This is a genomic window from Idiomarina sp. UBA4206 (assembly GCF_002383015.1).
GTDB classification, from domain to species: domain Bacteria; phylum Pseudomonadota; class Gammaproteobacteria; order Enterobacterales; family Alteromonadaceae; genus Idiomarina; species Idiomarina abyssalis.
Genome location: NZ_DFTS01000003.1, coordinates 18,812 through 20,489, shown reverse-complemented (window position 1 = coordinate 20,489; position 1,678 = coordinate 18,812). Strand labels below are relative to the sequence as shown.

General features: G+C 46.6%; 2 protein-coding genes. Both read right to left on the bottom strand.

Annotated features, from left to right (window positions below; genetic code table 11):
• Positions 1-821: thiamine pyrophosphate-dependent dehydrogenase E1 component subunit alpha (locus tag B3180_RS00260; protein WP_286842172.1), on the bottom strand; the 821-nt coding region annotated here is incomplete at its 3' end.
• Between the two features lie 160 nt (positions 822-981).
• Positions 982-1,678 (bottom strand): succinylglutamate desuccinylase (locus tag B3180_RS00255; protein ID WP_286842170.1); only part of this gene is annotated, 697 nt, incomplete at its 5' end.

Below are 1,678 nucleotides of genomic sequence, written 5' to 3'. Positions count from 1 at the left end.
TCAGGCTCGTTTTCTTCTACAGCTAAACGACGAGCTTCCTGCGTTGCCTTCAACACAGCGAAAACGTCGTTACCATCAATACGTATGGTTTTCATACCATAACCAATACCACGCGGTGCGATACCGTCACCAGCATACTGCTCGCCTTGCGCTGGTGTAGAAATAGCGTAACCATTATTACGGCAGAAAAAGATAACCGGCACTTTATAAACTGATGCCATGTTCAGAGCGGCGTGGAAGTCACCTTCAGATGCTGCGCCTTCACCAAAGTAACAGATAGTGCACTTTTCGGTTTTATCCATTTTCTGACCAAACGCATAACCTGTTGCCTGTGGAATTTGCGTTCCCAAAGGCGACGATATGGTCATGAAGTTTAAGTCAGCGCAACCGTAGTGAACCGGCATCTGACGGCCTTTACCTAAGTCTTTCTCGTTAGAAAACAGCTGATTCATAAACTGTTCAACGGTAAAACCTCTATATGCTAAAGCGCCCTGCTCACGGTACTGGCCCATGATCATGTCACCGGCATCCAGCGCGGCGGCAGAAGCCACGCTTTCAGCTTCTTCACCCCGGGAGGCCAGGTAAAAACTGATACGACCCTGACGCTGAGCGGCAATCATGCGTTCATCAAGAATACGGATAAATTGCATAGTGTCGTGAATTTTCACGATCAGCTCTTTATCGTACTCCGGCATATCGGCATCTTTATGGAAACTGCCATCTTCTTTTAAGATTTGCAGCATTGGAATTGTGACTGAGTCTTTATCAAACCATTTCGGTTTGGTCACAATCTCTGTGTTGTGTTTTTTATCCTTGGCCATAACCTTCTCTTTCGGTTTTAAGCTGGGTGGAAAATTGCCGCTACTTTACCTTTACGTAAAGTGACATGCAAACCACACACTAATGAAAACTGAGTGCGCTAAGTGTAAATAGAAACGAACAGTAATAACAACAAAGCCTGACTACTTAGACCAGTGAGTCTCAGACCAGGTCGAGCGATTCTGTCGGTACCCGTACCACAGTTAATAGCGCCCGATGTCCCAGCGCCACTTTGGCATTGGGAAAAATAATATGTTCACCATCGTGCTGAGCGTAATGCTTTTTGTCACCGTCCCGCGCTAGTAAATCCCCTTTATTAAAAGAGGTAAAGTTAGCAACATTATCCGCAAAGTTTAGCTCAAAGTCCTGCTGAGTGCGGTTAATGGTTTGTGCTTCTTTAAAGACATAGTGTTGTTCTGGCTCAAAGGGACCAAATTCCAGCTCTGTTTCAGAAATCAATTTCCGCAGTGAATTTTCTGCGGCGGCAAACTGAGTACGGTCATTTTCGCCAAACGGACGAACCTTTCCTAATTCAACCGTAAATGCCTGCGCATTAAACTGCCTGACGCTGAAGTAAGAAAAGGTGGTTGTCGGCGCCTGGTTTAATAAAACGGTATCGACCCCACAGGCCAGTAAGAACTGAAGCTGCTGCCGACTATAGGGGGCTCCGTGTGTAAACGGGTAAACGGCAAACTTCTCGCGTTTTGAGTCCCGAATTGCTGTATGCAAATCATAGTGCAGTCGCTCTCGGGAGCCATCTGGGGCTTCCTGGTAAAACCGCTCTACGTAACTCTCAATTTTAGCCGCACGCTCGCGTTCTTTGTTCTGGGTATCACCTTTACTATGCGCGCCGCTGAAT